This is a genomic window from Pseudomonas sp. MWU12-2029 (assembly GCF_023242425.1).
Taxonomy (GTDB): domain Bacteria; phylum Pseudomonadota; class Gammaproteobacteria; order Pseudomonadales; family Pseudomonadaceae; genus Aquipseudomonas; species Aquipseudomonas kribbensis.
Genome location: NZ_JALJDY010000010.1, coordinates 76,973 through 99,935 on the forward strand (window position 1 = coordinate 76,973; position 22,963 = coordinate 99,935).

Sequence of the window (22,963 nt, forward strand, 5' to 3'; positions counted from 1 at the left end):
TGCTTCGTCCCAGGAGGGGTCTAATGTCCTTTAACGTCATGATGGTTTTCGGCACTCGACCGGAGGCCATCAAAATGGCCCCGTTGGCCCGGGTTCTGCGTCAGTGGCCCGACATCAAACTCAACATCTGCTCGACCGGCCAGCATCGGGAGATGCTCAAGCAGGTCCTCGACGCGTTCGAACTGACGGTCGATGAAGACCTGCAAGTCATGACCCAGGGCCAGACCCTCAACGGTCTGTCGCAACATCTTCTTGCACAGCTCGATCAGGCCTACGAACGGGTCAAGCCGGACATCGTGCTGGTGCATGGCGACACCACCACCAGCTTCATCGCCGCCCTCGCCGCGTTCAATCGCCAGTTGCCGATCGGCCACGTCGAGGCCGGTCTGCGCACCGGCAACCTGCGCGCGCCCTGGCCGGAAGAAGCCAACCGGCGCCTGACCGGCGTCATCGCCGACCTGCACTTCCCGCCGACCGGCAAGGCCGAAGCCAATCTGCTGCGCGAAGGTGTACCTCAAGACAACATCGAAATCACCGGCAATACCGTGATCGATGCGCTGCTGTGGATGCGCACGCACCAGCAGCAAAGCCAGTGGCGTCCGGCGGCGGATTCCCCGTTGTCGGTGCTCGACGACAACCGTCGCATGGTGCTGATCACCGGCCATCGCCGGGAAAACCTCGGCGACGGTTTCCAGAACATCTGCCAGGCCCTGGCCGATCTCGCCCTGCGCTACCCGGATGTGCAATTTGTCTATCCGGTACACCTCAACCCGCAGGTGCAAAGCGCGGTGTACGGCATGCTCGCCGACAAACCCAACATTTATCTGGTCGCCCCTCAGGATTACCCGAACTTTGTCTGGCTGATGGGCCGCGCGCACTTCATCCTGACCGACTCCGGCGGTGTCCAGGAGGAAGCGCCGGCCATCGGCAAACCGCTGCTGGTATTGCGTGACGTCACCGAACGCCCCTCCGTACTCGAGGGCGGCACGGTGTTGCTGGTGGGCACCGACACCGCGAAGATCGTCAAGGAAGCCAGCCAGTTGCTCGATGACGAAGCAACCTACCAACGCATGAGCCGCGTCCACAGCCCCTACGGTGACGGTCACGCCAGTGAACGCATCGCCAAACGCCTCCACGCCTGGCTGAGCGCACGCTCGGCGGCGGGTAACGGCGTATGAGTCTGGGTTGGGTCGACTTCTTTGCGTATGTGCTGTTTGGTCTGAAGTATGTGGCGATCATCCTCGCCCTGCTGATGTTCATCCTCGGCCTCGATGACCTGTTCATCGATCTCGTCTACTGGAGCCGCAAGTTCATCCGGCGCTGGCGGATCTACGAGAAGTTCAAACGCGCCGACGAGGAGCGCCTGTATTCGATTCCCGAGAAGCCGCTGGCAATCATGGTGCCGGCGTGGAACGAAGTCGGCGTGGTCGGCGAGATGGCGCGCCTTGCCGCGTCCACTATCGACTATGAGAACTATCAGATTTTCGTCGGCACCTACCCCAACGACGCCGAAACCCAGGCCGATGTCGACGCGGTCTGCCAGCACTACCCCAACGTACACAAGGTGGTCTGCGCCCGACCTGGCCCGACCAGCAAGGCCGACTGCCTGAACAACATCATCGACGCAATTCTGCGCTTCGAGAGCGAGGCGAAAATCCAGTTCGCCGGGTTCATCCTGCACGATGCCGAAGACGTGATTTCGCCGATGGAATTGCGCCTCTACAACTACCTGCTGCCGAACAAGGACCTGATTCAGATTCCGGTCTACCCCTACGCACCGGAGTGGAAAGGTTTCACCGCCGGCCACTACGTCGATGAGTTCGCCGAAAACCACGGCAAGGACGTCATCGTCCGCGAAGCCCTCACCGGCCAGGTGCCCAGTGCCGGCGTCGGCACCTGCTTCAGCCGTAAAGCCATCAGCGCCCTGCTGGAAGATGGCGACGGCATTGCCTTCGATGTGCAGAGTCTCACCGAAGACTACGACATCGGTTTCCGCCTCAAGCAGAAAGGCATGAAATGCATCTTCGCCCGCTATTCGGTCAGCGACCCGAAACTGGCGCTGGAACAACCGTGGGTGTTCGGGATGAACCGCGAGTTCTCCCAGGTGATCTGTGTGCGCGAACATTTCCCACGGGACCTGCAACATGCGATCCGGCAGAAGTCGCGATGGATCGTCGGCATCGTGTTCCAAGGCACCAAGAACCTCGGCTGGAGCCGCAAGGGTCTGCTCAATTACTTCCTGTGGCGTGACCGTCGCGGCTTGATCGCCTACCTGTTGAGCTTTCTGGTCAACCTGCTGTTCCTGGTGCTGCTGGCGATGTGGGCGGTCACGGTGATTTCCCCGGACTCGTGGCGCTATCCGTCGATCCTCGCCGACAGCTCATTGCTCTCGGTGCTGCTGTGGCTCAACGGACTGATGCTGTTCAACCGTCTGTTCCAGCGTGGCTGGTTTGTCACTCGTTACTACGGATTGGTGGAAGGTCTGTTGTCGGCACCGCGCATGATGTGGAGCAACTTCGTCAATTTCTTCGCCAACCTGCGCGCCCTGCGCCAGGTGATGGAGATGGGCGACTCGCGGCGCGTAGCCTGGGACAAGACCACCCACGAATTCCCGGCGCTGACCAAGGCCCAACGTACCCCGCTTGGCCATCGACTGGTGGAGAAAGGCCTGCTGACCGAAGAGCAACTGGAAGCGGCGATCACCAGCCCGGTGCGCCGGCGTCTGGGGCGCGAATTGCTGTTGCGCGAATACATCGACAGCACACAGCTTGTACAAACCCTGGCCGAACAGCTGGATCTGGAGTGGGCACCGCTCAACCCGTTCAAGCTCGACAAGCGCCTGATCGATGCCGTGCCACGCCGGGTCGCATCGCACTACGGCGTGCTGCCGGTGGGCGAAGAAGGCGAAACCCTGATTCTTGCCTCCGAAGGCCCGGTCAGCCAGGTCTCGCTCGGTGCCATCAGCCGTCAATTGAAACGCCCGGTGCGTTGTCGTCTGGCCCCCCAGGGCCGCGTCACATTGGGGATTCGCTACTGGTACGCCAGTCCCCGCCAGAATGAGGAAGTGCGTCATATGCTCGAAGTGCTTGAGCGCCATCAGGACGATGAAGCCTTGCTGGAGCGGGTCAGCCGCCATCAGGTGCTGCTGGGCAATCTGTTGCAGGTACGCGGCATGGTGCCGCCGACTCTTTTCAATCAGGCGCTGATCGACTTTGACGCCGAACAGATGTCGCTCGGCGAACACCTGATTTCCCGGGGCATGATTACCCAGGAAGTCCTGGAACAGGCCCTGGCCGATCAGGCCAGCGAACAGCAAGCCGCCTACCGCATTGTCCGGGAGGTCGCATGAAGCCTGTGCATCGTCACACCTTGCTGATGGGCAGCCTGCTGCTGGGCCTGAGCACTGCGTATCCGCTACAGGCTGCGCCGCTGAGCGACTTCGAGCAGTTCCGCAGCTATCCCTACATGGACCGCAGCTACCGCGAAGCGAAAAAGGGCAACTGGAAAGAAGTCGAGCGACTGATGCGCCACTTGCTGGAAAAGGTCCCGAAAAACGACGAGGCGCGGGCACTGCTGGTTGAGTCACTGGCCAAACAACGCCGTTACAAAGACGCGATGCAAGCGTTGCCGGCTAACAGCGACGCCCTCCTCGACCTGCGCCTGACCTGGATCGAGCAGGATCCGCCGACCAGTACTCAGGTTGAAAGCTGGATGGCCACCAGCAGCCTGAATGACCGCGTGCGCCTGTGGCAGGCTTATAGCCTGAGCCTGGCCAAGTTCGGCGGCGCGGCCAAGGCTCACGACTGGCTGGCGCAACTATCGCCCAAGGGTGACGACAATATCCTGCGTCTGGCGCGGGCCAACTGGTCGGAGCAATTGCGCGACTGGAGCGGCACCATCGATCAGCTCGCACCGCTCGCCGCCCGAAAACAGCTGGATGCCGAAGGCTGGCAACGTCTGGCCAATGCCTACGTGCAGCGCCTCGACGAGAAACCGCTGCAACAACTGTTGCAACAGGCCCCGAGTCCGGAGGCTGCCCGCAAGGTCCGTCTGGCAATGGTCGACCGCGCCATTGCCATGGGTCACGAACAACAGGCACAACGCTGGATTCAGTCGCTGCCGGACTCCGATCTGGCCGACCCGGCGCAACGCCAGCGCCTGTGGGAATTGGCGCGCAAGACCGAAGACGTGCCAACCGTGCAGCGTTTGAGCAACGACCTGCAGCGTCCTTGCCTGGAGACCGCCGAATGGTTGTCGCGCCAGGATCCGGAAGCAGCGCTCAAGCAATTTCGCGGTTGCACACCTGACGACGACCCGCAAACCTGGCTGATACTTGCCCAGCGCCTGCAAGCCACCGACCTGTTGCAAACCACCCGACTGCCGCAGCCGTGGGACAGTCGCCGTCAGGAGCAAATCTTGAATGTCTGGCAGGATCAGGGACGCAGCGACAAGGTCGATGCATGGCTGGCCGGCCAGACGCAAACACCTGAAATCGTCAAACGTCGGGCAGAACTGTCGCAACGCATGGGCCGCATGACCGAAGCCCAGACCTTGTGGGAGCTTCACTATCGGCAGACCGGCAACCTGAATTCGCTGAACCAGGCCACCTATCTGGCGGTAAACAATGGCGATCGCGCACAGGCGCAACAGTTGCTGGAAACCGCGTTCGACCGTCATCAAGGACGCTTGCCGGCCACTGCACTCCAACGTCTGGCCGGTCTGTATGCGGCTTCGAAAACCACGACACCGGAACAACAACGGCGCATGGCTTCGTTGCTCACCCATGTGGATGGTGCCACCCGTGGTCAGTTGCTTGCGCAGCTCGCGGAGAACGGTCAGTGCGACGCCGTTCAGCAAGCCATCGGTAACCATCCGCAAGCCGCCGGCGATTATCGTGCACTGGGTCGGTGTGCAATGCCGGACCGACCAGGTGAGGCTGTCGTGTATTACCAGCAAGCGGAAAAGCTCGGAGACCGAAGCAGTCGCCTGCCACTGGCCTACGCTCTCGAAGCCGCTGGCGATTCCACTGGTGCGCTGGCCATTTGGCGCAGCATTCCCGCAACAGAACTGAGCGACAACGCCCGCCTCACCGCCAGCCGAAGCGCGCTGAATGCCGGTGACAGCCAGGCCGCTGAAGGTTACTGGCAGCAAAGTACGACGCGTGGCGCCAATGAATGGGCCCTTGGTGCGGCCATCGCCGATGCCCGTGGCGATCATGCCCAGGCACTTGAACGCCAGCGCAAAGCCTTGCAACAAGCGCCGGACGCCGGGCATTTTTACGCAGCGTCGGTCACCGCGCAAAAGGCCGGGGATTTGCCGCAAAGCACTGCGTGGCTGGCCGAAGCTGTACGCCGCGACCCCAACAACCCGCGTTACCGCGCTGACTACGGCATGCGTCTGGCCGGTGCCGAAACCCGCGAGGAACGCGCCACCGCAATCCCCTATCTGCAACAGGCCACCCGTGACTTCCCCGAGGATTATCGACTCGGCGAAACCTTGGCTTGGCGTTATGACGAAGTGGAAGACAGCGCCTCTGCCCGCAAGGAACTGCGCCGGGTGATTGATCTGGAACAGAACCCGGTGGCCGCCGACGACGAGGATGGCAGCATGGAGGCGCGCCGCTACCGTCAGCGCCGTGCCCATGAAACCCTCTCCCGCCGCGACAGCCGCACGATTGCCAGCACCTGGTCGCCGGCCGGGGTTTCCACCAATGACTTCGTGCGCCCGGATGAGAGCAAAGGTTCGCGCCGCCACGCCGATTCGCAAAACGTACAACTGGCGATGTGGGATCACGCCCTCGGCGATGAACCAAGCCGCGCCGGCAGTACGCTGTCGGTGTACGGTCGCGTACTGCTGGGTGGACAAGGTCGCTCCAGTTACGCCGAATCCCTCGCCGCCGGCGTCGGCCTGCGCTACAAGCCGTGGGGCACGCAGAACATCAACTTCTACGGTGAGATCTACAAACAGAGCCAGTTCAACGATGACGACAACCACAGTCTGAGCCTCGGCCAGATGCTGGTACCGGAAAAACTGCTGGATCAGATCAACGATCACCGCCAGGACGGCCACACCACCACCGACTACCTGTTGCGCGCTACGGCCTCGTTCCTCGATCAGGGCAAGTACCGCAACGACTGGCGCGTCGATGAAAACGACTGGGACGAGCGTTTCCTCTATCTCGACGCCGCCTGGTGGACCAAGGCCGGCGATCACCAGTGGCTGTCGCGGTTCCAGCAGGGGCATGCCTGGAAGCTGCCGAACAGCGGTGCCCAGACGATCATGCCTTACGGCTTCCTCGAATTCGCCAGCCAGGACCCGAGCAACGATTGGCGCCAGGATCTGCGTACCGGTGTCGGTTTGCGCTGGCAATGGTGGTACGACGAAGATCGCTACAACGCCTACCGTTCGAAACTGACGGTACGCACCGAATATCAACAGTCGCTGGGCGGCAATCTGTATGAAGGCGGCAACGGTGTGTTGCTGGGTGTGGAGTGGAATTTCTGATGGCTCGATGGATGTTGTGTTTCTTCCTGCTGCTGGGCGCCACGCTTGCACGGGCCGATGAGCGCGTGTTCTATCAGCCGCTGAATGTCGACGCCGGCCTGACCCAGGCGCAGTGGCAGAAAGTCTGGCAGGACACGGCCCGGCAAGGCACGCGAACCGTGATTGTGCAGTGGACCGCGTACGGCGACTCGGACTTTGGCGGTGCCAATGGCTGGCTCGCCAACAGCCTGAAACTCGCCAGACAGCAAGGCCTGCAACTGGTGCTCGGGCTGTCGATGGACCCGGCGTACTACAAACGCATCGACGAACTGGACAGCGCCGGCCTCGGCGCCTACTGGCAGGCGCAACTGGGACAATCGCTGGCACAGCAACAGAAGCTGCGCCTGGAGTGGAAGCTGCCGGTCAGCGGTTGGTATCTGCCGCTGGAACTGGATGACTTGCACTTTCTGGCCGCAGACCGGCGGGCAACGCTCCAGCGTCAGTTGAAGGATTTCGCCGCAAAACTCGACGCACCGCTGCATGTCAGCGCCTTCAGCGCCGGCAAGCTTGCCCCGACAGTCAATGCCCAATGGCTGGGGGATCTGACAGCCGCCGGCGCACAGGTCTGGTGGCAGGACGGCGCGGGTACCGGGCGCCTGCCAGTGCTGGTGCGCAACGGCTATGCCAGCGCACTGCCCTGCTCCGTCGGCATCGTGCGTGAAGCGTTCCGTCAGGTCAGCCGTGAAGGCGAGGCTTTCCGAGCCGAGCCGGCAACACCGGATGCCACTTCCACCGGCTGTCATCAAAGTGCCGTGTTTTCCCTGCGATACCGGCCGTGGGGACAGGTGATTCTCGACAACCAGCGCAAGCATCCGGGCAGCAATGTACAAAACCATTGAAGACGAAGTCCTGAAGCGAACCGCACCCGCCGAGTTGTGGGACGAGTTCATCCAGCATGAGTTCGAACGGCTGCATTCGTTCTGCCTGCTGATCTATCTGGCCAGCATGGGCATCTGGCTGGCCTTCGACCTGATCGTCAGCTTTCTCGGCGATCAGGGCTTCACCTGGCGTTCGATGATCTTCATCGCCGCGTTTGCAGTCCTCGCCGTGGTGTTGATGTTCACGCGCAAGGCCCGTCACTTCGACTGGCTGAACCTGACCTTCGTGTTCCTCATCACCCTGGGCATACGGCTAGTGATCGACGGCCTGCCACCGACGTTTCACGGCATCTGGCTGGTGCTCGCTGCCGCCACCACGCTTTACAGCGCCTCCGTGCTGCCCCTCAGTCGCTGGTCGTTCTTCGGTGCGCAAGTCGTTACCTGGCTGATACTCAACCCCTTCATGGGGACCGGTATCGGCCTGCTGGAACTCAAAGGCGTCATGACCATCGCCTACAGCGTGTTTCTCTGTGCTTTGACGATCTACACGTTTTTGAAACTGCGCGAGACCAAGCTCTACAACTACATCATGTCCAAGCTGTTGCTGGATCAGGCCTACAACGACACGCTGACGGAAATCCCCAACCGCCGCTCGTTCATGACCCGCGCCGAAAAGAGCCTGCAAGCAGCGCCTCGCGAGCACGACCATTATCTGGCGATGATCGACATCGACAACTTCAAGAAAGTGAATGATGTGTACGGCCACGACATCGGCGATGAAGTGCTCAAGCGGATCGCAGCAGACATCAAGGCGGTAATGGCACCGTTCGAATACGCGCGACTGGGTGGCGAGGAGTTTGCGATTTATCTGGCCGGCGTACGCCGCGAGGACGTCGAGGCATTGGCCGGTGAGTTGTGCCGGGTGGTGCGTGAGCAAACCACCCGGCATCCGGTGACCATCAGCATCGGTGTGGCCCGGGTTGAGGATGGCGACACCCTCAACCAGGCCCTGATCAAGGCTGACGAAGCGCTGTATGAGTCAAAGCACACCGGGAAAGACCGGTATACCTTTCATTAGTGAGGCCGTCAGGCCTCACGCTTGAGCAACACTCGCGTCACCCGCCGCTCCTCGACCGCCATTACGGTCATGCCCCAACCTGAATGCTCCAGGCGATCACCCTTCATCGGCAAGCGATCCAGCAAGCTCATGACCAACCCGGCGAGGGTCTGATAATCCTCGGTCGGCTCCGCCACAAAACCGGTGCGCTGGCGGATCTGCGTCAGGTTCAGTGCACCGTTCACCACAAACCCGCCCTGCTCCTCGACCACGTCCGGGCCGGCGATTTCACTGGCGTCCGGCAACTCACCGGCGATCGACTCGAGAATGTCGGTCATGGTCAACACGCCGACAAAATCACCGAACTCGTTTACAACAAACGCGATGTGGGTCGACGCAGCGCGCATCTGTTCCAGTGCGTTGAGAATCGAATAGCTGTCGAGCAGGTTCAGCGTCTTGCGCGCCAGGTGTTCAAGGTTCGGCTCGTTACCGGCCAGATACTCTTTCAACAGCTCCTTCTTGTGAACGAAGCCCAACGGTTCATCCACCGCACCGTTGCGAATCAGCGGCAAGCGCGAATAGGAGGAATGCATCAGTCGCGTACGAATCGCCGCTGCGTCGTCCGCCAGATCAATGTGATCGACATCCGCGCGCACGGTCATCAGGGTGCGGATCGGCCGTTCAGCCAGTTGCAGCACGCCGCTGATCATCACTCGCTCACGTCGGTCGAACAGCTCCGCGCTTGGCGCCTCGCCATTGTCCAGCAAGTCGGAGATCTCCTCGCCCACCTCTTCCACCGCCAGTTTGCGACCGCCCAACAAACGCATCACCGCATGGGCCGTACGCTCACGCATCGGGCGCAAGCCCTGCATCGAGCGCTTGCGACGAGCCCGGGCGATCTGGTTGAACACCTCGATCAGGATCGAGAAACCAATCGCGGCGTACAGATAACCTTTCGGGATGTGGAAGCCCAGGCCTTCGGCGGTCAGGGCGAAACCGATCATCATCAGGAAGCCCAGACACAGCATGATCACCGTCGGGTGAGCGTTGACGAAGCGGGTCAGCGGCTTGCTGGCAACGATCATCACACCGATGGACACGATCACAGCGATCATCATCACCGCCAGTTCATCGACCATGCCCACGGCAGTAATCACCGCATCGAGGGAGAACACGGCATCAAGTACGACAATCTGCGCCACGATCGGCCAGAACAACGCGTAAGCGGTGTTGGTCGAGCGCTCGCCGACGTGGCCCTCGAGCCGTTCGTGCAATTCCATGGTCGCCTTGAACAACAGGAACACACCACCGAACAGCATGATCAGGTCGCGGCCGGAGAAGCTCTTGCCGAACACCTCGAACAACGGCTGCGTAAGCGTAACCAGCCAAGAGATACTCGCCAGCAGGCCAAGACGCATGATCAGCGCCAGGCTCAAGCCGATGATTCGTGCGCGGTCGCGCTGATGCGGCGGCAGTTTGTCCGCCAGAATCGCGATGAACACCAGGTTGTCGATACCCAGTACCAGTTCCAGCACGATCAGTGTCAACAAGCCCAGCCATGCCGTGGGATCCGCTAACCATTCCATAATCTGTCTCTATCTCTCTTCAGTGATTTCAGGCTGCCAGGCACGGCAAAGTGCGGCGCGAAAGCTCGAAGGCTGCGCCATCAACGATAGTCGGGAGTCGGAAGACTGGATGCTGCGAGTGCGTCAAGACCGCGCCATGGCGCGAAGGGAACGTGGTTCTTTGAATAGAACTGGGAGGCTCCGAGAGGGTGTTCATGCAAATCCTGAATGAAAAAAGGACTTGAAGCGTACAGGCTCTGATGACTTTTCCTACAGCTGGAAATCATTTCAAAATCTGTACGCCTTCGCCGCCGCGTCAGGATTCCGGGTAGATCGAGGCCAGGACCCGTTCGGCATTCGCGCCGCAACTCATGCCTTCGGGTTTGGATTGAATGCTGTCGATCACCTCCAGCAACCGGGCCTTGCTTTGGGCCAGGTGCTGTTGCATGACTTCGATCTGCTCGACCTTGCGCGTCAGGCCTTCCACCAGTTCCTCATGCTTGAATTCGCCGGTTCCGGCAACTGGCAGCAACTGTTTGAGTTCTTCCAGGGAAAACCCGGCCTGCTGGGCACTGCGGATGATGTTCAAGGTTTGCAGCACTTGCGGCGGGTAGCGCCGATAACCATTACCCAAGCGCTCCACTTTGGGAATCAGGCCCTGAGCCTCGTAGAAGCGAATGCTCGAAGCGCTCAGCCCGCTCTGTTGCGCCAGTTCACCAATTTTCATTTCAGCCTCGAATTGCCTGCTTGACATTAAAGTTAACTTTAAGCTTAGCCTCTCTCCATCACTGATGAGGAGTCAAGCAATGTCGCCCTTCCAGATTTTGAAACTGCCCAACGGTCAGACCGTCGGCAACCGTATCGCCAAAGCCGCCATGGAAGAAAACCTCGCGGATCGTGACCAGGCACCGTCCCGCGAACTGTTCCGCTTGTATCAGGCCTGGGCCGACGGCGGCGCCGGGTTGCTGCTGACCGGTAACGTGATGATCGACCGCCGCGCCATGACCGGCCCCGGTGGCGTGGTGCTGGAAGACGAGCGGCATCTGGACCGTTTCCGGCAATGGGCCGAAATCGCCCGCAGTGGCGGCGCGCAGGTCTGGGTGCAGCTCAACCACCCCGGCCGCCAGACCTTCGCCAATATGGGTCAGCAAGCGTTGGCACCATCAGCGGTGGCACTGGAAATGGGCTCGTTCTCGAAACTGTTCGCCGAGCCCAAACCGATGACCGAGGACGACATCGAAGATGTCATTCAACGTTTCGCCAGGAGTGCCGCGCTTGCCGAGAAAGCCGGATTCACCGGCATCCAGATCCACGCGGCTCACGGCTATCTGCTCAGCCAGTTTCTGTCGCCGCTGACCAATCGCCGCACAGATCGCTGGGGCGGTTCGCTGGAAAACCGTGCGCGCCTGCTGCTGTCGGTGATCGAGGCTGTGCGTCAGGCTGTTTCACCCCAGTTCTGCGTGGCTGTGAAGCTCAACTCCGCGGACTTCCAGCGCGGCGGTTTCGACACGGACGACGCACGTCAGGTGATCGAATGGCTCAACGAACAGCCAATCGACCTGCTGGAACTGTCCGGCGGCAGCTACGAAGCCCCGGCCATGCAGGGTGAAGCCCGCGACGGACGGACCTTGTCCCGTGAAGCATTTTTTCTGGAAATGGCCAGCGAACTGGCCAGCGTGGCGCGCATGCCGGTGATGGTCACCGGCGGTATCCGGCGCCTGCCCATCGTCGAACAGGTACTCGACAGCGGCATCGACATGGCGGGTATCGCCACTGCGCTGGCCATCGAACCGAGCCTGGTCAGACACTGGCGCGAAGGCCGCCACAGCGAACCGCAACTGCCGCCGATCCGCTGGAAACGCAAACCGCTGGCCGCGCTGGCGAACATGGCCGTGGTGCGTTTCCAGATGGCGCGCCTGAGCCGGGGGCGCAAACCGCATCCCGAAGTGTCGGCACTCTGGGCGCTGATCCGCGACCGCTTGTACCTCAGTCACCGCACCCGGCAGTACCGTCAGGCGATGGATGCTTAAGCCCTAGCGCCCGGCAAACCGCAGGCGAGACAGCTGCCGCAAATCCCCTTCGACGTAGTAGTCGTTGGTCCAGCTGTCATCCGCCGCCAGCGGCTGCACCTGCTTCAGCGCCAGTTTCTTCGCGAAGTAGCGAAAGCGGTAATGCTCGTAGAAGCGCAGCAGTTCCAGGCCATAACGGTCCGCCAGTTCGGTGTCGCCGCGGATGATCAGGAAGTTCTCGTCGTTGCCGTTGCTGGCCGCGGCGCTGAGGTTGTGGCTACCGCTGATGATGGTCGGGCTGTCACTGGTGAAGTCGGTGACGATGGCTTTGGTGTGCACCAGCAGGTTGCCCTTCTGGCCTTTCATGTTCTCTTTCAGCCAGCCCTCCAGCCCGGTGTTGAGCAGCGCGGTGGCGGCGAACTCGGCCGTGCGGTCGGCGTGGAATCCGGTGATGCGACTGGCGGTGTTCTGCAGGCCGTAACGCAGGATGTCGTCATGGGGCTGACCAAGCAGCGCGTTGAGAATGGCGTCGGGCAAGGTGAACGCTGTGACGAACAGCACATCCTTCTTCGCCGCATTGATGATGTCGACGAACTCGCGCAGATCGGCACCACCACTGCGCGGCGAAAACCCGGCAAACAGCGGTTGCGCCGGGTTCATGGGGTTGTGCTGGGTGATCCAGTCGCGGGTGGCGCCGACGTCTGCCGGCGTTGCCCAGACCTGCTCGAACGTCTGCAAATAGCTGGACGCGATGGCCGTGTCGTCCAGCACATGCACCACGTTGGCCTGGCGATAGACGCCGTTGGCGGTGAAATTGGTGCTACCGCAGAGCACGGCCTGGGGCTGCCGCTCACCGCCAGCGATGCGACTGAGGACGATGAACTTGTCATGGAAAATATCGTGGGTCACCCGCCCGCGCTTGTTGGCTTCCGGCAATTTGGCGAGGCTGGCCTCGTTCATCGTGGTGTCTTCGTCACCGGGTTTGGCGTGATACAGCACCCGAACCTGCACGCCACGATCGAATGCAGCGTTCACCGTGTCGATGATGGATTGCAACTGATACTCGTAGATCGCGATATCCAGCGCCCATTCACCATCGGGCGCACGTTCGATGAACCCCTGCAAGCGACCGAGCAGGCCGTTTTCCAGCCACTGCCGCGCAGCATCGGGCCAGGCTTCGATGGGCATGTTCTTGTTGGCGCTGATCTGCGCGTCGAGATCCGGAAACTTGCGCTGGAACGCCTGACTGGCGGCCACGGCGCGGTTGAAGATCACGCTTTGATTGGCCGGGTGACCATCGTCTGAAGTAATGCTCAACTCCAGCGACTCCCCCAGCGCCGGCGCACCGGCAGTGCCGTAGGCCAGATGTACGCGGTAATGCATGGTCGTCCCGGGATTGACCGCGTAATCGGCCCAGCGAAATTTCTGCAGCGGCGCGATATCGCTGGGCGTGGCGTGAAACTGCGGGAAGGTGTGAGCCTTGCCGGGAAAAGTCAGGCTGTTGAACAGGAATTGCCACGGCTTGTCGCCCTGCTGCTTCTCGATGGCAAACCCCAGCAGGCCTTTGCGACGGGGTTCGGCGAGGTCCATGGCCAGCAACACGCCGTTGGTGCCGGCGTAAGCCTTTACGCGAAAATCGTCCTGAGGGTTGGCAACCAGTACGCGCATGATTCACTCCTTGTGATGTGGGCTGGATGCAGCATAGACCTCAGACAGACAGCAGGTCGTCGATATGCCGGTAATCCGCGTCCAGGGCAGTCGCCAACTGTCTGGCCCGGCCCAACCGGATCGGCCCGCGTTCGATGTCGATCAACAGGCCTGGACAGGCCAGTGCCGGCAACCCTGACCATTCTTTCAAGCGCCCATCGGTGAGCACCAGCAGGCGCTGTTGTTCGGCGGGGAATCGTTTGCGGCGCACCGTCAGCCAGTGTTCGGCCTCGTTCAGCGCCGCCAGCAACGGCGTGCCGCCTCCCGCACCCAAATCATCTAGCCACGCTCGCAATCCGCTGGAAGCTTTCAAACCCTGCACCTGCCATTTCGGCGCTGAGCCGCTGGCAGTCAGCAAGGCGAGTCGCGCCCGTTGCCGATAAGCGTCATCGAACAATCGCGCGAGCACGCCCTTGGCATCGCTCAATGCTTGATGACGACGGGTCGAGGCCGAGGCATCGACGATCACCAGCCACAGTTCATGGGGTGTGCGGGTGCGCAGTTGAAACAGCAGGTCAGCACGCACTTTCGGGCGACCGTTGAGCAAGGTTCCCGGCCAGTTCACCGAACCGCTGCGTGCAGCGTGGCGTTTACCTTGTCGGCCATTGTCCAGGCGTCCGGCGCGGGGTCTGGCATTCGCCCCCGCGTCGGATCGGGGGCGAATGCCTAAGGCTTTTTTGGCCAGACCGGCACTTCGCGGCGCGCGCCGGTGGCCAGGGCCGGCGCCGGCATTTCACCCCACTGCCCCTGCCCTTGCGCCGGATCGGCCTGGGACCCAGACGGCGATTGCGCGGGAGGCTGCGCATGGGATGAGGACTGTTCGCGACGACGATGACGCAGTGCAAATTCGGCCACTGCATCGATGTCCTGTTCGGCAATGGCTTGAGCGCCACGCCAAGCCGCATGAGCCCGCGCAGCACGCAACCAGACCAGATCGGCACGCAAACCATCGACGCCAGCGGCAAAGCAACGCTCGGTGATCTGCGCCAGTGCTTCATCGTCGAGAGGAACATTCGCCAAGGCATTTCGGGCGTTTTCACAACGCTCGCGCAGGGCTTGTTGCTCGGCTTCCCAACGCCCGCAGAAGGTCTGCGGATCACTATCGAAATCCAGTCGACGGCGGATGATCTGCCCGCGTTCGACCGGCGCCGTATGACCACTCAGGGCGACGTTGAGACCAAAGCGATCGAGCAGTTGCGGACGCAACTCGCCCTCTTCCGGGTTCATCGTTCCGATCAATACGAACTTCGCCGAATGACGATGGGAAATGCCATCGCGCTCGATCAGGTTGGTGCCGCTGGCGGCCACATCAAGCAGCAGATCCACCAGATGATCCGGCAGCAAATTCACTTCATCGACATACAGCACGCCGCCGTCAGCCTTGGCCAGTACGCCGGGAGAAAATTGTGCGCGGCCGTCGCTGAGTGCCGCATCCAGATCGAGGGTGCCGACCAGCCGCTCTTCAGTCGCCCCCAATGGCAAGGTGACGAACTGACCGCTGGCCAGCAGATCCGCCAGCCCCCGGGCCAGGGTCGATTTGGCCATGCCCCGCGGGCCTTCGATCAGCACGCCGCCGATCTTCGGGTCGATAGCGGTCAGATACAGCGCCAGTTTCAGATCATCGGCGCCGACCACGGCGGAGAGCGGGAAATGTGGGGTATCGGTCATGTTCAGCTCTCTTCTTCTATATCCAGCAGCAGGTTCTCGAGTGCTTCTTTATAAGCACCCGGTTCCTGCCACATCCCGCGCTGCTGCGCTTCGAGCATGCGCTCGGTCATGTCGCGCAGCGCGTGGGGATTATGCTCACGCACGAACTTGCGGGTCGCCGGGTCCAGCAGATAGGCGTCGGCCAGCAACGCGTACTGGTGATCGTCGATCAGCTGCGTGGTCGCATCGAAGGCAAACAGGTTATCGATGGTCGCCGCCAGTTCGAACGCGCCTTTATAGCCGTGGCGTTTGACGCCGTCGATCCATTTCGGATTCGCCGCCCGGGAGCGGATCACCCGGTTCAGCTCTTCTTTCAGAGTACGGATCTTCGGCAGATCCGGCTGGCTGTGATCGCCGTGATAACTGGCCGCCGCCTCGCCACGCAGGCTTTCCACGGCGGCGAGCATGCCACCCTGGAATTGGTAGTAATCATTGGAATCGAGCAAGTCATGCTCGCGGTTGTCCTGATTTTGCAGCACGGCCTGCACTTGGCTCAGGCGCTGGACGAACTGCTCGCGGGCAGCGGTGCCTTCATCGGAACCACCATAGGCATAGGCGCCCCAGTTCAGGTAGACCTCGGCCAGATCCTCACGGGTTTGCCACAGGCGACCGTCAATGGCGCCCTGCACGCCCGCGCCATAAGCGCCGGGTTTGGCACCGAAAATCCGCCAGCCGGCCTGACGTCGCGCAGCCTCCTCGTCCAGCCCCGACTGCTGCAGCGCCTCGCGTTCGGCACGCACTTTGGCGGCCAACGGGTTGAGATCGCCTGGCTCGTCCAGTTCCGCCACGGCTTGTACAGCGGCGTCGAACAGGCGAATCAGGTTGGCGAACGCATCACGGAAAAATCCGGAGACTCGCAGCGTGACATCCACCCGAGGCCGATCGAGCAGACTCAGCGGCAGAATCTCGAAATCATCGACCCGCTGACTGCCCGTCGCCCAAACCGGACGCACGCCCATCAGCGCCATGGCCTGAGCGATGTCGTCACCGCCGGTACGCATGGTCGCGGTGCCCCAGACCGATAGACCGAGCTGGCGCAGGTGGTCGCCGTGATCCTGCAGGTGTCGCTCCAGAATCAGCGTGGCGGACTGGAAACCGATGCGCCAGGCAGTGGTGGTTGGCAGGTTGCGCACGTCCACCGAATAGAAATTGCGCCCGGTGGGCAACACGTCGAGGCGACCGCGACTGGGTGCACCGCTCGGGCCAGCGGGGACGAAACGACCGTTCAACGCGTCGAGGAGGCCGTGCATTTCTGCCGTGCCGCAGGCGTCGAGGCGTGGGGCGATCACTTCGCGCAGCGCGTGGATGATTGCCTGCACATCTGTCCAGCCTGAAGCGTCAAGTTGCGCCACATCACCCGCCAGCGACTGCTCGATCAAATGCGCCGCGAACAGTTCAAGACGTTCACGGGTATCCCCGGCCGTGCGCCAGACCTCATCGCTCAGCGATTGCAGCTCCATCGGACGCGGGCCAGTCCAGGGCTCGGCCAACGCGCAATCCAGCGGATCGAACCCCAACTGGAATGCCTTGGCCAACGCCCGCAACAGACTCGACTGCGCGCCTTTGCCGTCACCACGGGGAATCCGTAGCAGCGCCAGCAAGGTGTCGATGCGCAAACGCCCGCTCGGCGACTCACCGAAAATGTGCAGCCCATCGCGAATCTGCGACTCCTTCAGGTCGCACAAGTAAGTATCCAGACGCGGCAACCAGATTGCCGCATCGGCATCGCTGTCGAGAGCTTCGTCGAGTTGCAGTTCGCGATCGATCTGCGTGTCACGCACCAGTTGCAGGATGTCGCGCTGCAATTCACGGGCGCGGCGCGGGTCGAGCAACTGCGCTTCATAATATTCGTCGGCGAGCAATTCGAGATTGCGCAGCGGACCATAGGTTTCGGCTCGGGTCAGCGGCGGCATCAAATGGTCGATGATCACCGCCTGAGTGCGACGTTTGGCCTGAGCGCCCTCGCCCGGGTCGTTGACGATAAACGGATAGACGTTCGGCAGCGGCCCGAGCAGCGCGTCCGGCCAGCAGTTCTCCGACAAGCCCACGCCTTTGCCCGGCAGCCATTCGAGGTTGCCGTGCTTGCCGACGTGGATCACGCCATGGGCGCCGTAGGTCTGACGCAGCCAGAAATAGAACGCGAGGTACGCGTGCGGCGGCACCAGATCCGGGTCGTGATACACCGCGCTCGGATCGACCTGATACCCCCGCGCCGGTTGAATACCGACGAAGATCAGGCCAAACCGCAGGCCGGCGATCATCATTCGCCCGTCACGGCACATCGGGTCGTTGTGCGGCGAACCCCAACGCTGCAGCACCGCCGTGCGATTGGCTTCGGGCAGCGCGTTGAACATCGTCAGGTAATCGTCCATCGCCAGGCTTTGCTGGCACGGGCGCTGATCAAGGGTGTCGAGGTCGTTGCTGACGCCGCCGAGCAGTTGTCGGATCAGCTCGGTGCCGCTGTCCGGCAGTTCGGCCGGCAGCGGATAACCCTCAGCCTGCAACGCCCGCAGGATGTTCAGCGCGGCGGCCGGCGTGTCGAGGCCGACGCCGTTTCCGATGCGTCCGTCGCGGGTCGGGTAGTTGGCGAGGATCAGCGCGATACGTTTTTCAGCGTTCGGCACCCGCGCCAGCTCGACCCAGCGTCGCGCCAGTTCGGCGACAAAATCCATGCGCTCAGGCTGCGCCCGATAACACACGACATCGGACTGACTGCGCTCGCTGCGCCAGGCCAGATCCTTGAAGCTGATCGGTCGACTGATGATCCGGCCGTCCAGCTCCGGCAGTGCGATGTGCATCGCCAGATCACGAGGGCCAAGCCCCTGCTCGCTGTCGCGCCAGCCGGGCTCGTTGTCCTGGGCGCAGATCGCCTGGATCACCGGAATGTTGCGACGGAACGGCCGCAGATGCGGCGCTTCCGGGCTGGATTGAGCAAAACCGGTGGTGTTCAGAATCACCGAGGCTTCGACTTCATCCAGCCAGTCTTCGACCACCGACAGGCAACCGGACTCTTTCAGACTGGCCACGGCCATCGGCAGCGGATTGAGTCCGGCAGCCTGCAGCCGTTGGCAGAACACGTCGATAAACGCCGTGTTCGCCGCTTGCAAATGCGAGCGATAAAACAACACCGCCGCCACCGGTTGACCGGGCAGCCAGTCGGATTGCCAGTCGCTCAGTGCGGCGGTGTTTTTGTTCGGGTGGTAAATCGCCGTGCGCGGCAGCGTTTGCGGCTCGCCCCACACGTAATCCCGCGCCAGCCAGCGATTGGCCAGGCAGCGGAAGAAATCCAGCGCATTGCCCATGCCGCCCTGACGCAGGAACTGCCAGAGCCGGTCACGATCCTCGGCGCCCACGGTGCTCAAGTCGCTGAGCTCCGGGTCGGGCCGATCATCGCCCGGCACCAGGATCACCTGCACGCCACGCTCGGACAACTCGACCAGTCGCTCGACGCCATAACGCCAATAAGCGATGCCGCCGTGCAGCGAAATCAGAATGACCTTGGCGTGACGCAGCACTTCATCGGCGTACAGGTCGACCGACGCATGGTTCTGCACCTGCATCGGGTTGGCCAGGCGCACGCTCGGGTAATCCTCGGGCAGTTGCTGCGCGGCTTCGGCGAGCAGCGCCAGGCTGGAGTCGCCGCTGCACAGGATCACCAGTTCGGCGGGGGTTTGCCCAAGGTCGGCAATGTTGTCATCCGACACGAAACCGCCGGGCTGGGTCCTGAGCAGATGCATGGCTTAAACGCTGAGCGCGGCGCGCAGTTGCGCTTCGAGCTTGGCCGCGTCCAGTTCCTGGCCGATCAACACTAGACGCGTCACACGTGCCTCATCGGCGCCCCATTGACGGTCGAAGTGCTTGTCGAAACGCGTGCCCACGCCCTGGATCAGCAGACGCATCGGCTTGTTCGGGATCGCCGCGAAACCTTTGACCCGCAGAATGCCGTGCTGGACCACCAGTTGCGTCAGCGCATCGAGCAGCAGGCTTTCGTCGGCTTGCGGCAGTTCGATGGAGATCGAGTCGAAAGCGTCGTGATCGTGGTCATCGTGATCGTCATCGCCTTCACCGTGGTGATGATCGTGATGGCTGTGGCGGCTGTCGATGTGTTCTTCGGAACCGGCGCCGAGGCCGATCAGCACGTCCAGTGGGAGGCGGCCGTTGCTGGCTTCGATGATTTTCACCGCTGGCGGCAGTTCTTCGGCGACTTCCAGGCGTACGCGCGCGAGGTCTTCAGGGCTGGTCTGGTCGGCCTTGTTTAGGATCACCAGGTCGGCGCTGGCCAGTTGGTCGGCGAACAGCTCGTGCAGCGGCGATTCGTGGTCCAGGTTCGGATCAAGCTTGCGCTGGGCATCGACCTGATCCGGGAACGCGGCGAAAGTGCCGGCGGCCACGGCCGGGCTGTCGACCACGGTGATCACCGCGTCAACGGTGCAGGCGCTGCGGATTTCCGGCCACTGGAAGGCTTGCACCAGCGGTTTTGGCAGGGCCAGGCCCGAGGTTTCGATCAGGATGTGGTCGAGGTCGCCGCGACGGGCCACCAGTTCGCGCATCACCGGGAAGAACTCTTCCTGAACGGTGCAGCACAGGCAGCCGTTGGCCAGTTCGTAGACGCGGCCGGTAGCTTCTTCTTCGGTGCAGCCGATGGTGCACTGCTTGAGGATTTCACCGTCGATGCCCAGCTCGCCAAACTCGTTGACGATCACCGCGATGCGGCGGCCCTGGGCGTTGTCGAGCATGTGCCGCAGCAAAGTGGTTTTACCCGAGCCGAGGAAACCGGTGACGATGGTGACGGGGAGTTTGGCCAGTGTTTTCATCGGATGCCCTTTGGCAAGGTGGCGGGCATACGGGACGAGACCGGCAACGCGGGTGCGTGCCTGGAGAGTTCGCCACCGGATCACCCCGCCCGGTTGAAAGTGAGAATCTGTGACGAGGCAGGTCTCCTGGCTGACGGTGTTCGGGCCTTGGCCCGGTATTCGCTGCGCCTTCCCGCTGGCTCTGGATTGAGTTGGCAGTGGCGTGGCAGCGAACAGCACCGTTCACAGTTGCGGGGGCAGCCGCGGCTTGGACCGCGTTCCCTTCTTAGCTTCGGCGTGGGCCGAAGAACCTCGAAAGCGCAAGGCTACGCATCGTGTGTTGACCGGTCAATGTTTGGATTGGGGGCATATCCGTTGCTGCGGTTATGGCCACTTAGGGTTCCGCCCTTACGGCGGGTCACTTTTGGCAAACGCCCGGAATGCCGGCCCAGCCAAAAGTAACCAAAAGGTCTGCGCCCTGACGTACGGCCCTCGCTGTGGCTCGGGTTCCTTCGCTCCGGGATCGATCCGGGGGCATCGCCTACGGTTTGCTTCGCTGCACCTCCTCTCGATGTGTTTGGCTTCGCCAAACGGTCGCTGCGCTCCCCCCCGGATCAATCCCTCCACTCAGCCTGCCGACGGGCCCTGCGATCAAAAGCTTTACTCGAGCTAACGCTCATCGTGGTGTGTGGTGCGTGGAGGGCTTTTGATCTGGCTTTTGATCTGGCCTTTGATGTGGCTTTTGATTTTTTGCCCCTTCGGCAGGCCGAACGGAGGTGTCCATCAGGGGGTAGGCGCGCAGCGCCGTGCGGCGAAGCCGCATACATCGAGAGGAGGTGCAGCGAAGCAAACCGTAGGCGATGCCCCCTGATGGACACCGTAGCGAGGGAACACTGAGCCTAAGCGAAGTGCCGTACGCCGGGGCCAAGACCTTTTGGTTACTTTTGGCTGGGCCGGCATTCCGGGCGTTTGCCAAAAGTGACTCGCTGTAAGAGCGAAACCGCCAGCGGCAGCTCCCGAAGCAACGGATATGCCCCCCCTATCCAAACACACCTCACCCCATTCAATTGACTAAAAACCCCGGCCCATGGTCTCCTACACAACTTGTTACGGGTGCCCTTCACAGGGTGAAACGGGAAACCGGTGAATCATGTGCTTTACTCTAAAGCCATGTCAGTCCGGTGCTGCCCCCGCAACGGTAAGCGAGAGAGCGTCAGATCCACTGTGCCCACGGGCATGGGAAGGTGACGCTTGCAGGTCGGCCAGACGCCAACCCCTCGTGAGCCCGGAGACCGGCCCGCAACACACAGTGCGCATCCTGCGTCACTGAACATAACAAACCCGCGGTGGGCGGGCGCTGTTCGAACCTCTGCGTGCCCGACTCGCAGGGGTTTTCATGCGCTCCATTCACCCGCTGACACTCCAGAGGGAAGCGCCATGTCGATCATCAGCAGCACCGGCAGCAACACGGACAAAATCTCCAGCACCACCACCCTGAGCCAACGCCTGACCGCTGCGATCTTCGCGTCGATCCTGGGCGCAAGCCTGGTCTACTTCGCCGGTTTCTCGCACATCGAAGCGGTGCACAACGCCGCGCACGATACCCGCCACAGCGCCGCGTTTCCGTGCCATTGAGACCTGACGACATGATCAAGCGTATCGCGCAGACCGCAGGTTTCACCGGCCTTCTGGCCGCCCTGCTGCTGACCTTGCTGCAAAGCTTCTGGGTTTCGCCGTTGATTCTTCAGGCTGAAACCTACGAGAAGGCCGAGCCGGTGGCCGAAGTTCACGAACACGCCGCCGGCACCGCTGCCCACACCCACGATGCCGAAGCCTGGGAACCGGAAAACGGCTGGCAGCGCGTGGTTTCCACCACCGGCGGCAACCTGGTCGTAGCCGTAGGTTTCGCCCTGATGCTGGCGGGCCTGTACACCCTGCGTGCGCCGACCAAGACTTCGCAAGGCCTGCTCTGGGGTCTGGCGGGTTACGCGACATTCGTGCTCGCTCCGACCATGGGGTTGCCACCTGAGCTGCCAGGCACCGCCGCCGCTGACCTGGCTTCGCGCCAGATGTGGTGGATCGGCACCGCCGCGTCGACTGCTGTCGGCCTGGCGCTGATTGCGTTTGGCGGCAACTGGCTGCTGAAGATCCTCGGCGTGGCGATCCTCGCTGTGCCGCACGTGATCGGCGCGCCGCAACCGGAAGTGCACTCGATGCTCGCCCCGGAAGCGCTGGAAGCCCAGTTCAAAATCGCTTCGCAGCTGACCAACGTGGCGTTCTGGCTGGCCCTGGGCCTGATCAGCGCCTGGTTGTTCCGTCGCAAAAGCGATGGTCAATACCACGCATGACCGATGACAGCGCAGCGCCGACCTTCGTGGTCGGCCTGGGCTGCCAGCGCGGCTGCCCGGCCAGTACGCTGCGCGCCTTGCTCGACCAAGCCTTGCAAGCCCATCGCATCGAACTCGAAGCTGTCAAGGCTTTGGCGAGCATCGACCTGAAACGCGACGAACCCGGCCTGCAGGAACTGGCGGCACAACTGGCGCTGCCGTTGCTGTACTTCAGCAGCGAAGAACTGGCCAGTTATCAGCAACGACTGAGTCACCATTCACAGATCGCTTTCGAACGCACCGGCTGCTATGGCGTGGCGGAAAGCGCTGCTTTGGCGCTCGCCGAACAACTGATCCAGGCCCCGGCAAAACTGCTGATTTCCCGGCAAAAGTACGCCCAGGCAACCCTGGCATTGGCCGGCGCAGCGTAAATTCCC

General features: G+C 62.1%; 16 protein-coding genes and 2 riboswitches. Of the genes, 9 read left to right on the plus strand and 7 right to left on the minus strand.

What is annotated here, in order from left to right; all coding sequences use genetic code 11:
- The first annotated feature begins 23 nt into the window (after window positions 1–23).
- From wecB to M5B44_RS23220, 5 genes are read left to right on the plus strand one after another with little or no spacing between them, the layout of a single operon-like run.
- A complete protein-coding gene (gene wecB / locus M5B44_RS23200; protein ID WP_248740611.1) occupies window positions 24–1,178 on the plus strand; it encodes a non-hydrolyzing UDP-N-acetylglucosamine 2-epimerase in 1,155 nt (384 codons plus the stop codon).
- The gene (nrfB, locus tag M5B44_RS23205; protein ID WP_248740612.1) at window positions 1,175–3,349 is read left to right on the plus strand and encodes a cyclic di-3',5'-guanylate-activated glycosyltransferase NrfB; all 2,175 of its coding nucleotides are present in this window, start codon (window positions 1,175–1,177) and stop codon (window positions 3,347–3,349) included. Before wecB ends, nrfB begins: the two co-directional genes overlap by 4 nt.
- On the plus strand, window positions 3,346–6,504 hold the full coding sequence (locus tag M5B44_RS23210; protein ID WP_248740613.1) for an NfrA family protein: 3,159 nt from the start codon (window positions 3,346–3,348) through the stop codon (window positions 6,502–6,504). The genes nrfB and M5B44_RS23210 overlap by 4 nt, the downstream gene beginning before the upstream one ends.
- Entirely contained in the window at window positions 6,504–7,382 is an 879-nt protein-coding gene (locus M5B44_RS23215) for a DUF4434 family protein (protein ID WP_248740614.1), read from the plus strand. Before M5B44_RS23210 ends, M5B44_RS23215 begins: the two co-directional genes overlap by 1 nt.
- The gene (locus tag M5B44_RS23220) at window positions 7,366–8,439 is read left to right on the plus strand and encodes a sensor domain-containing diguanylate cyclase (protein ID WP_248740615.1); all 1,074 of its coding nucleotides are present in this window, start codon (window positions 7,366–7,368) and stop codon (window positions 8,437–8,439) included. The genes M5B44_RS23215 and M5B44_RS23220 overlap by 17 nt, the downstream gene beginning before the upstream one ends.
- An 8-nt stretch (window positions 8,440–8,447) precedes the next feature.
- Here the strand turns inward: M5B44_RS23220 and M5B44_RS23225 are convergent, their stop codons facing one another.
- Complete coding sequence (locus tag M5B44_RS23225; RefSeq protein ID WP_248740616.1) at window positions 8,448–10,004, minus strand: TerC family protein; 1,557 nt, start codon at window positions 10,002–10,004, stop codon at window positions 8,448–8,450.
- Between the two features lie 295 nt (window positions 10,005–10,299).
- Window positions 10,300–10,710: a MerR family transcriptional regulator gene (locus M5B44_RS23230; RefSeq protein WP_248740617.1), complete on the minus strand. Its 411-nt coding sequence runs from the start codon at window positions 10,708–10,710 to the stop codon at window positions 10,300–10,302.
- A gap of 79 nt (window positions 10,711–10,789) precedes the next feature.
- Between M5B44_RS23230 and M5B44_RS23235 the strand changes: the two genes are divergently transcribed.
- Window positions 10,790–12,013, plus strand: coding sequence for an NADH:flavin oxidoreductase/NADH oxidase family protein (locus tag M5B44_RS23235; protein ID WP_248740618.1), 1,224 nt, complete (start codon window positions 10,790–10,792; stop codon window positions 12,011–12,013).
- A 3-nt stretch (window positions 12,014–12,016) separates the two neighbouring features.
- On the opposite strand, the gene M5B44_RS23240 is transcribed toward M5B44_RS23235, so the two are convergent.
- From M5B44_RS23240 to cobW, 5 genes are read right to left on the minus strand one after another with little or no spacing between them, the layout of a single operon-like run.
- Entirely contained in the window at window positions 12,017–13,660 is a 1,644-nt protein-coding gene (locus tag M5B44_RS23240) for a phospholipase D-like domain-containing protein (RefSeq protein ID WP_248740619.1), read from the minus strand.
- Between the two features lie 40 nt (window positions 13,661–13,700).
- On the minus strand, window positions 13,701–14,384 hold the full coding sequence (locus tag M5B44_RS23245; RefSeq protein ID WP_263860273.1) for a VWA domain-containing protein: 684 nt from the start codon (window positions 14,382–14,384) through the stop codon (window positions 13,701–13,703).
- Entirely contained in the window at window positions 14,366–15,367 is a 1,002-nt protein-coding gene (locus M5B44_RS23250; RefSeq protein ID WP_248740620.1) for an ATP-binding protein, read from the minus strand. The genes M5B44_RS23245 and M5B44_RS23250 overlap by 19 nt, the downstream gene beginning before the upstream one ends.
- A 2-nt stretch (window positions 15,368–15,369) precedes the next feature.
- Window positions 15,370–19,143: a cobaltochelatase subunit CobN gene (gene cobN, locus M5B44_RS23255; protein ID WP_248740621.1), complete on the minus strand. Its 3,774-nt coding sequence runs from the start codon at window positions 19,141–19,143 to the stop codon at window positions 15,370–15,372.
- A 3-nt stretch (window positions 19,144–19,146) separates the two neighbouring features.
- On the minus strand, window positions 19,147–20,220 hold the full coding sequence (cobW, locus tag M5B44_RS23260) for a cobalamin biosynthesis protein CobW (RefSeq protein WP_096821605.1): 1,074 nt from the start codon (window positions 20,218–20,220) through the stop codon (window positions 19,147–19,149).
- A gap of 98 nt (window positions 20,221–20,318) precedes the next feature.
- A riboswitch (cobalamin riboswitch) is annotated at window positions 20,319–20,529 on the minus strand.
- 764 nt (window positions 20,530–21,293) lie between these two features.
- Window positions 21,294–21,515, plus strand: a riboswitch (cobalamin riboswitch).
- Window positions 21,516–21,636: 121 nt separating this feature from the next.
- On the opposite strand from cobW, the gene M5B44_RS23265 reads away from it, so the two are divergent.
- Genes M5B44_RS23265 through M5B44_RS23275 form a run of 3 tightly spaced genes read left to right on the plus strand, consistent with a single transcriptional unit; the run spans window position 21,637 to window position 22,957 of the window.
- Window positions 21,637–21,834 carry a CbtB domain-containing protein gene (locus tag M5B44_RS23265; protein ID WP_016983301.1) on the plus strand — a complete coding sequence of 66 codons (198 nt, stop codon included), beginning with the start codon at window positions 21,637–21,639 and terminating at the stop codon, window positions 21,832–21,834.
- Window positions 21,835–21,845: 11 nt separating this feature from the next.
- Window positions 21,846–22,547 (plus strand): CbtA family protein, encoded by a 702-nt coding sequence (locus M5B44_RS23270; RefSeq protein WP_085710086.1) that lies wholly within the window; start codon window positions 21,846–21,848, stop codon window positions 22,545–22,547.
- Window positions 22,544–22,957 (plus strand): cobalamin biosynthesis protein, encoded by a 414-nt coding sequence (locus tag M5B44_RS23275; protein ID WP_085710087.1) that lies wholly within the window; start codon window positions 22,544–22,546, stop codon window positions 22,955–22,957. The genes M5B44_RS23270 and M5B44_RS23275 overlap by 4 nt, the downstream gene beginning before the upstream one ends.
- Window positions 22,958–22,963: the final 6 nt, after the last annotated feature.